8 protein-coding genes are annotated in these 7,506 nt (G+C 76.7%); 2 read left to right on the top strand and 6 right to left on the bottom strand.

The window, feature by feature from the left end; translation table 11 throughout:
• Positions 1-208 precede the first annotated feature (208 nt).
• On the top strand, positions 209-646 hold the full coding sequence (locus ACZ4SV_RS05610; RefSeq protein WP_365880029.1) for a MarR family winged helix-turn-helix transcriptional regulator: 438 nt from the start codon (positions 209-211) through the stop codon (positions 644-646).
• Positions 647-746: 100 nt separating this feature from the next.
• Positions 747-1,331: an isochorismatase family protein gene (locus ACZ4SV_RS05615; protein ID WP_468001656.1), complete on the top strand. Its 585-nt coding sequence runs from the start codon at positions 747-749 to the stop codon at positions 1,329-1,331.
• 143 nt (positions 1,332-1,474) lie between these two features.
• On the opposite strand, the gene ACZ4SV_RS05620 is transcribed toward ACZ4SV_RS05615, so the two are convergent.
• The 6 genes from ACZ4SV_RS05620 to ACZ4SV_RS05645 all read right to left on the bottom strand — a co-directional run bounded on the left by ACZ4SV_RS05620 (position 1,475) and on the right by ACZ4SV_RS05645 (position 7,386).
• Positions 1,475-1,843 carry a DUF6479 family protein gene (locus tag ACZ4SV_RS05620; RefSeq protein WP_365941632.1) on the bottom strand — a complete coding sequence of 123 codons (369 nt, stop codon included), beginning with the start codon at positions 1,841-1,843 and terminating at the stop codon, positions 1,475-1,477.
• A gap of 130 nt (positions 1,844-1,973) precedes the next feature.
• A complete protein-coding gene (locus ACZ4SV_RS05625; RefSeq protein ID WP_365880035.1) occupies positions 1,974-2,246 on the bottom strand; it encodes a hypothetical protein in 273 nt (90 codons plus the stop codon).
• An 82-nt stretch (positions 2,247-2,328) separates the two neighbouring features.
• Positions 2,329-4,776, bottom strand: a complete 2,448-nt coding sequence (locus ACZ4SV_RS05630) for a SpoIIE family protein phosphatase (RefSeq protein ID WP_468001659.1) — start codon at positions 4,774-4,776, stop codon at positions 2,329-2,331.
• Positions 4,777-4,889: 113 nt separating this feature from the next.
• Entirely contained in the window at positions 4,890-6,134 is a 1,245-nt protein-coding gene (locus ACZ4SV_RS05635; RefSeq protein WP_397945479.1) for an MFS transporter, read from the bottom strand.
• Positions 6,131-7,051: a GNAT family N-acetyltransferase gene (locus ACZ4SV_RS05640; RefSeq protein ID WP_468001661.1), complete on the bottom strand. Its 921-nt coding sequence runs from the start codon at positions 7,049-7,051 to the stop codon at positions 6,131-6,133. Before ACZ4SV_RS05640 ends, ACZ4SV_RS05635 begins: the two co-directional genes overlap by 4 nt.
• A 131-nt stretch (positions 7,052-7,182) precedes the next feature.
• On the bottom strand, positions 7,183-7,386 hold the full coding sequence (locus tag ACZ4SV_RS05645) for an MbtH family protein (RefSeq protein ID WP_392825278.1): 204 nt from the start codon (positions 7,384-7,386) through the stop codon (positions 7,183-7,185).
• Between the last annotated feature and the right edge of the window lie 120 nt (positions 7,387-7,506).

The raw sequence follows: 7,506 nt of genomic DNA on the forward strand, positions 1-7,506 counted from the left end.
TCACCGACGTACCGCACTGTCCGGGCCGGGCGAGTACCCGGTGCGCCGCACCGTAAAAGGGACAGGCAGGTACCCGGGGCGCCGCACGGCGAAAGGGACAGGCAGGTACCCGGGGCGCCGCACCGTGAAAGGGACAGGCAGGCTGAACAGGCTGGACTGAACAGGCTCAACTGGACAGTCTGGCCTGTCGGTCCTAGTCTTGGCGTCCATGGCCGACATCTCCGACTCCGCCGCCCACGCCGCGCGTGACCTGCGCGTGGTCTTCAGCAGACTGCGGCGCCGCATCCGCGAGGTCGGGCGGGACGCCGGCCTCAGCCCTTCGCAGGAGTCGGCGCTCACCCTGGTCGGCAAGCACGGCGCGGCCACGGCCAGCGCGCTCGCCGCCGCCGAGGGTGTGCGCCCGCAGTCCATGGCCAGCACGCTCGCCGCCCTGGAGCAGCACGGGCTGGTCCGCCGGGCGCCCGACCCCGACGACGGCCGCCGCCAGCTCGTCACCCTGACCGACGCCGGCCGGGCCCGCACCGAGGGCAACCGGCAGGTGCGCGAGGAGTGGCTGGCCCGCGCCTTCCAGGACCGCTACACCGAGGAGGAACGGCAGACGGTCCGCACGGCGCTGGAGCTGCTGGACCGGCTGTCCCGGCCCTGACACCGGCGCGTGCCCGCCGGGACGCGGCCGGTGGGCCGCCGCGCGCCTGCGCCGCCACCGCGGCGTCTCCCCCGAACCACAGGAAAGGCCTGACCGACGCATGTCGCTCACCACGCTCGACCCCCGTACCGCCCTCGTCGCGATCGACCTCCAGAACGGCATCGTGGCCATGCCCACCCAGCCCCTGCCGGGCCCGGAGGTCGTCTCCCGGACCGCCGCGCTCGCCGACGCCTTCCGCACCCACGGCCTGCCCGTGGTCCTGGTCCGGGTCTCCTTCGCGGCCGACGGCGGTGACGCCGTGCCCGGCCGCACCGAGCGTCAGGCGCGCGGGCTCGCCTTCCCGGAGGGCTGGGACCTCGTCGTGGACGAGCTGTCCGGCCACCCCGGCGACATCCGGGTCACCAAGCACAACTGGAGCGCCTTCCACGGCACCGACCTCGACGACCAGTTGCGCCGCCGGGGCATCACGCAGATCGTGCTGACCGGGATCGCCACCAGCATCGGCGTGGAGTCCACCGCCCGCGACGCCTACGCCCGGGGCTATCACGTCACCCTCGCCACGGACGCCATGGCCGACGCCGACGCCGAGGCGCACGCCAACAGTGTGGAGCGGATCTTCCCGCGGCTCGGCGAGACCGGCACGGCCGACGAGATCGCGGCCCTGCTCGCCCGGACCCGCGTCTGACCGCCGGTCCCCGGCTGCCGGGGACCGGCGGTCGGACGCAGGGCGTCAGTCCTCACCGCGCGTGATGACGCCCCCGCCGTCCGGGCCGGGCCGCGAGGTCCGCGGGCCCGGCACCGCGTGGCCGCGGGCGCGTCCGGTGCCGGTCAGGTGCGGCCGCCGCCGCCACTGCCGAAGGAGCCGCTCGAACCCGACGACCAGCGCGGCCGCTGCTGGTCGTCGGCGCGCTTGGTGCCGACGTTGCCCAGCTCGTGCGGCGTGAGGCGGTCGCTCCCGTCGGCGGCCCGGGGCACCTCGCCGGGCTCACGGACCTCACGGGTCTCGCGCACCGGGCCCCCCGCCGGCATCTTGGGCTGCTCCTCCGGGCGCGGCGGCGCGGGCTCGCGCTCGCGCACCTTGATGCCCAGCCGGAAGGCGTAGATGATCCCCACGACGCAGGCCACTCCGGCGATCAGGATCAGCGCGTATCCGAAGACCTGGGCGCCCGAGGCCGCTTGGTACATGGCATTGTTCATGTCCGCCGGGTACCCGGCGCGGCCCGCCGGATGCCTGCACGGCCGTCCGCACGTCCGCCCCGGCGCACCGGCTGACCGGCGGACGGCGCACCGAGACGGGGCCGGCGGCGCACCAGGGCGGGGCCGGCGGTCAGTCGCCGGTGTCCGAGGCCGCGCGTTCCACCTCCGCCTCCACCTCGGCCCGGGGCCGGCCCGTCTGCTTGGCGTACTCGCTCACCGCCGTCTGGACATCGCGGGCCAGGTCGCGCCAGGCCCGCAGGGCGGTCTCGTAGGTGCCCGACTGGACGCCCGTCATGCGGCGCTCGGCCGGCGGGCCGTAGGCGTCCCGCAGTTCCTGGACCTGGAGCTGGGCTGCGTCGGCCGCGCGCTGCTTGGCGACCAGTTCTTCGAAGGTGTGCGACACGCCAACCGACCTTAGGGCAGTGCCGGCGGGCGGGCCCCCGGCGACCTGCCGGAACCGGCCGTACCCGTACCCGAGTGGCGGGTCAGCCGCCGGGCACGAGGTCCGCCCACACCTGTTTGCCGCCGCTGACCGGGACCGTGCCCCAGGCCTCGGACACGGCCTCCACCAGCAGGATTCCCCGGCCCCCGGTGGCCTCCCAGCCGATGCCGGCGAGTTTGACCGGGCTGCGCGGCGAGGAGTCGGCGACGGCCAGCCGCAGCCGGTGGTTGACCAGGGTGAGGTCGAGGCGTACCGGGCCCCCGGTATGCACCAGCGCGTTGGTGACGAGTTCGGAGACGGCCAGCAGGGCCGCGTCCACCGTGTCCTGCGGCATGCCCCAGGCGCGCAGGGTGCGCCGGGTGAAGCGGCGGGCGTGGCGGACCGCCTCCGGCACCCGCCACACCGTCCAGCTCTCCCGCAGCGGACGTACGGCCAGGCCGTCGTAGCGCATCAGCAGCAGGGCCACGTCGTCGCCGCGGTGGGCGCCGGCCAGCAGGGCGTCGGCGGCCAGGTCCAGGTGGGCGGGGTCGGCGGCGGCCAGCGCACGGGCCAGCCGGTCCATGCCGGTGTCCAGGTCGGAGCCGGGCGACTCCACCAAGCCGTCGGTGGTCAGCGCGAGCACGGTGCCCGGCCGCAGCCGCAGCGGGGTCATCGGGAACTCGGCCTCGGCGAGCACGCCGAGCGGCGGGCCGCCCTCCGTGCGCAGGATCTCGGCGCGGCCGTCCGGGTGGCGCAGCACCGGCTGCGGATGGCCGGCGCGTACGCACCAGGCGGTGCCCTCCTCCATGTCGACGTCGACGTAGCCGCAGGTGGCGAAGAGGTCGGTCTCCATGTCCAGCAGCAGCCGGTTGGCGCGGGAGACGACCACGTCCGGGGCGTGTCCCTCCGCCGCGTAGGCGCGCAGCGCGGTGCGCATCTGGCCCATCAGGGCGGCGGCGCTCGCGTTGTGGCCCTGGACGTCGCCGATGACGAGGGCCACGTGGTGGTCGGCGAGCGGGATCACGTCGTACCAGTCGCCGCCGACCTCCAGGCCGGCCGTGGTGGGCAGGTAGCGGGCGACGGCGGCCCCGCCGGCCAGCCGGGGCAGCCGGCGGGGCAGCAGGGAGCGCTGGAGCATGCCGACCAGTTCGTGTTCGGCGTCGAAGGCGTGGGCGCGCAGCAGGGCCTGACCGGTCAGTCCGGCGCAGGCGGTCAGCAGGGCGCGTTCGTCGGGGGCGAAGTCGTGCGGGCGGTCCCAGCCGACCAGGCAGGCGCCGGCCATACGGCTGCCGGCGGGCAGCGGCAGGACGGCGAGGCCGCCCGGGCCGACCCCGGCGAGAGCGGGCTCCAGCGCGGACCCGGCGGGCCAGATCCTGGCCCGGCCCGCGCGCAGCGCGGCGGCCAGGGTGGGCATGGCGCGCACCGGCGCGTCCGGCCACTCGGTGCGCCATTCGCTGCGCCACACCTCGGGCCAGGCCTCGGGTTCGGGCGGGTCGAGGACGGTGACGACCAGCCGGTCGTTCTCCAGTTCGGCCAGGGCGACCCGGTCGGCCCGCAGGGGCTCCCGCAGTGCGGCGACGACGGCCCGGCCGACGTCCTTGACGGTGCCGGCGGTGGCGAGGGCGGCGGCCAGGCGCTGCACGCGGGCCACGTCGGTGGCGTCGGAGCGCACGGTGGAGGCGTCGACGACCGTGCCGACGAGCCGGGCGGAGCGGCCTGGGCCGCCGGGCAGCAGCCGGCCGCGCAGCCGCAGCCACCTGGGCGGCCCGTCGGACCGCAGGATGCGGAACTCCAGTTCGCGCTCGCCGATGGACATGTGGTCGGCCTCGACCACGGACATCAGCGTGGGCAGGTCCTCGGGCACCGTGCGGCCCAGCAGGGTGTCCACCCGGCCGTCGAAGGCGTCCCGGTCGATCCCGAACAGCCGCAGGAGGGCGTCGCCGGCCTCCACCCGGCCGGTGTCCATGGCCAGGCTGAAGGCGTCCTCGGACAGCTCGCCGGGGTCGCCCGGGGCGGGCGGCGCGGGGACGGCGACCGCGCGGGCGATCAGTTCCAGGCAGGCCCGGTCGCCGGCGCCGAAGCCGCCCGGGTGCTCGCCGACCGCCAGCAGGCAGCCGCCGCCCGCCGCGCCGAGCGGCAGGACGGCCAGGGTGAAGTCCGGCGACGGGACACGGCGGGCGTCCGGGCCGCCGGCCGGTTCCGCCGGGCCGAGGCGGAGCGGCCGTCCGGTGCGGTGCGCCTCGGCGACCGCGGAGGAGCCGGCCGCCGGGTAGCCGTCCCGGAGGCCGTACAGGGTGCGCGGCAGACCGGCCGACTCGGCGAGGCGGAGCAGCGCGGGATCGTGACCGGGTGTGTACACCCCGGCGAAGGACGCCCCGGCGAACACCAGCGCCAGTTCCAGCACGCGGCGGAGGCGGTCCGGGGTGGCCGGGGAGGCCGCCAGCGAGGCGAGGGCGGCTTCGGCACGCTGCGGCGCCGTGCCCGTTCCGCCGGCCGCAACGCCCTCACTCACCACCTCGCCATTACAGCGCGTACGGGCCGCCCGCGCAGCCCCTGTGCACGGGAGCCGGGACCGCCCGGCCGGGCCGGGCCGGGTCCGCTCCGGCCGGATCCGGACGGGGGACCCTAGTCGTCCGTCGTCCGGATGCCCCGGCTGAAGGTCGCGGTCACCGCGGCGGCGGTGACCAGCACGGGGAAGACCAGCATGGCCGGTGCCGGGCTCCAGCGGGCCAGCAGCGCGCCGGCCAGCGCGGGAGCGAGAGCGGCGGCCGACCCGGCGGCGAGCAGCACACCGGCGACCACGCGGCCTTGCAGGTGGTCCGGGGTGACGGCGGCCTGGCGGGCGAAGAGGGCCGCGTTCGCCGTGGGCCCCAGGAACACGGCGGCGGCCAGCGGTACGGCGGCCAGGACCGAGCCGGCGAGCAGCGCGCCGGCCGTCATCAGCGCGGCGGTCACCCAGCACAGCAGGGTGAGCAGGGCGGGCAGCGGCAGCCGCCGCTGGAGCGCGGGGGCGGCGAAGGCGCCGAGGAGGCCGCCCAGCGCGAAGACCGCGCCGGCCAGGCCCACCAGGAGCGGCGGGGCGCCGGCGCGGCGCAACGCGAGCGTCGTGGCGAAGACCATGCCGGTGAACGCCATGTTCAGCGGGGCGGCGATGATCAGCAGCGCGCGCAGGAACGGATGCGCCAGCAGGAAGCGCAGCCCCTGCGTGGCGGACGCGCCGCCGGCCGGGACCGCCGTCCGCCGGGGCTGCTGGAGGGGTCGGCGGATGCGGGACACGGCGACGAGGGAGAGCAGGTAGCTGAGCGCGTTGCCGAGGAAGGGCAGGGCCCGGCCCAGCCCGAACAGCAGGCCGCCCAGCGGCGGACCGGTCAGCGAGACGGCGTAGGCGCGCGCCTCGTTGCGGGCGACGGCGGAGGTGAGCTGGTCGGGGCGGACCAGGTTGCGGACGGCGGCGTGCTCGGCGGTGCTGAACACGGCCGTGGCGGCGGCGCCGGCCACCACCACGGCGAGGATCACCGGCAGGCTCGCGGCGCCCGTGGCGACGGCCCAGCCGAGCAGGGCGTACCCGGCGAGCCGCAGGACATCGCAGACGATCATCAGCCGGCGCCGGTCGAAGCGGTCGGCGAGGACACCGGCCGGCAGCCGGCACACCAGGGTGGTGACGAGCCCGGCGGTGCCGACGAGTCCGGCCCGTGCCGGGGAGCCGGTCTGCTGGAGGACCAGCAGCGGCAGCGCCAGGTCCACCATGGCGCCGCCCAGGTCGGACAGGCACTGCCCGGTCCACAGCAGGGTGAAGTCGCGGTTGCGCCACAGGCTCGGCGCCCGCCCGGTGTCCACGGCCGCGCCGTCGCCCGGCGCCGGCCGGCTCACCCCGCGTCCTCGGCGGACACCGCGCCGCGACCGTGCTCGGCGGCGGCCGGCCCGGCGGCGTCCACGGCGGAAGCCACCGGCGGCCCGGCTACCGGCCCGGCCGAGTGAACGGGGACAGCCGCCGACGCACCGGCGCTGCCCACCGGTTCACGCCGGCCGACAGCCGACTCGGCCCGGCCAAGCGCCGGTTCGAGCGCGCTGGCCTGCTGACCAACCGCCGGATCGAGCACGACGACCGACTCCTGCTGACCAACCGCTGGATCGAGCGCGATGACCGACTCCTGCTGACCAGGCGCCGGTTCCAGCCCGGCGACGGCCGACTCGCCCCGGTCAACCGCCGGTTCAGGCCGGTCATCGGCCGACTCGGCCTGACCGACCACCGGTGCGCCCTCGGTGGTCGTCCCCTCGTCGGGCTGCCGGGTCGGGATGACCAGCAGCTTGGTGACCGCGCCGTCGTCGTCGACGACGTCGCGGACGTGGCGGAAGCCCAGGCGGCGGCACATGGCCAGGCTGGCGGTGTTCCCGGCGCCCACCATGCCGTACGCCTCGCTGAGGCCGAGGTTGTCGGCGGCGTGTGCCAGCAGGCCGCGGACCACCTCGCCGCCCAGGCCGCGGCCCCAGTACGCGGGGGCGAGCGCGGTGACGAGTTCATGGCCGTCGACGTTGCCGGTCGGCTTCACCTCGGCGTGGCCGACGTAGGCGTCCGCGAGCCACAGCCCCCACACGTCGAACCGGCGCCGCGGGTAGACGTCGTCGAGGATGGCGCGGAACAGCTCGCGGAGCTGCGGTTCGGGCACGAGGTCCTGCCCCATCCAGCGGCACACCTCCGCGTCGCGCAGCAGGGCGACGAAGACGTCCTCGTGTTCGGGCCGGTAGGGGAGGAAGTCCAGGCGTTCGGTGCGCAGGACGGGGGTCATGGCGGGCTCCTCGGGGAGTGGTGCGGTGCGGCGGGGGCCGAGGGCGGTGGGGCGCCGGTACGGCGGCACGTGGGGGGAGGCGGTGCCGGGCCGGCGCGTGGCCGGCCCGGCGGGTGTGGCGGCGTGCCCGGTCAGGCGCCGGCGTTCTCCATGCGCTCGCGCAGGCTCTTGGGCCGCATGTCGGTCCAGACCTCGTCGACGTAGGCGGAGCACTCGGCCTCGGTGCCCTCCTTGCCGACGGGCTGCCAGCCGGCGGGCACGTCGATGTCGACGGGCCAGAGGGAGTACTGCTCCTCGTCGTTGCGCAGCACCTGGTAGCGGGTGTTCTCGTCCATGTCGTCTCTCTTTCGTCGTCGTGGGTTCACGGGCGGGCACCGGCGGTGGCCGGTCGGGGCGCGGGGTGCGCGGGGGCCGCGCCGGGCGGTGCGCCGGGGCGGTGCCTCGCGGGGGCGGAA

This window comes from Streptomyces sp. NPDC027672, from assembly GCF_055566335.1.

Coding starts and splice junctions, on each gene's coding strand:
- ACZ4SV_RS05640 (WP_468001661.1), bottom strand. CDS start 7,051: ATGACCCCCGTCCTGCGCACCGAACGCCTGGACTTCCTCCCCTACCGG.
- ACZ4SV_RS05610 (WP_365880029.1), top strand. CDS start 209: ATGGCCGACATCTCCGACTCCGCCGCCCACGCCGCGCGTGACCTGCGC.
- ACZ4SV_RS05615 (WP_468001656.1), top strand. CDS start 747: ATGTCGCTCACCACGCTCGACCCCCGTACCGCCCTCGTCGCGATCGAC.
- ACZ4SV_RS05645 (WP_392825278.1), bottom strand. CDS start 7,386: ATGGACGAGAACACCCGCTACCAGGTGCTGCGCAACGACGAGGAGCAG.
- ACZ4SV_RS05620 (WP_365941632.1), bottom strand. CDS start 1,843: ATGAACAATGCCATGTACCAAGCGGCCTCGGGCGCCCAGGTCTTCGGA.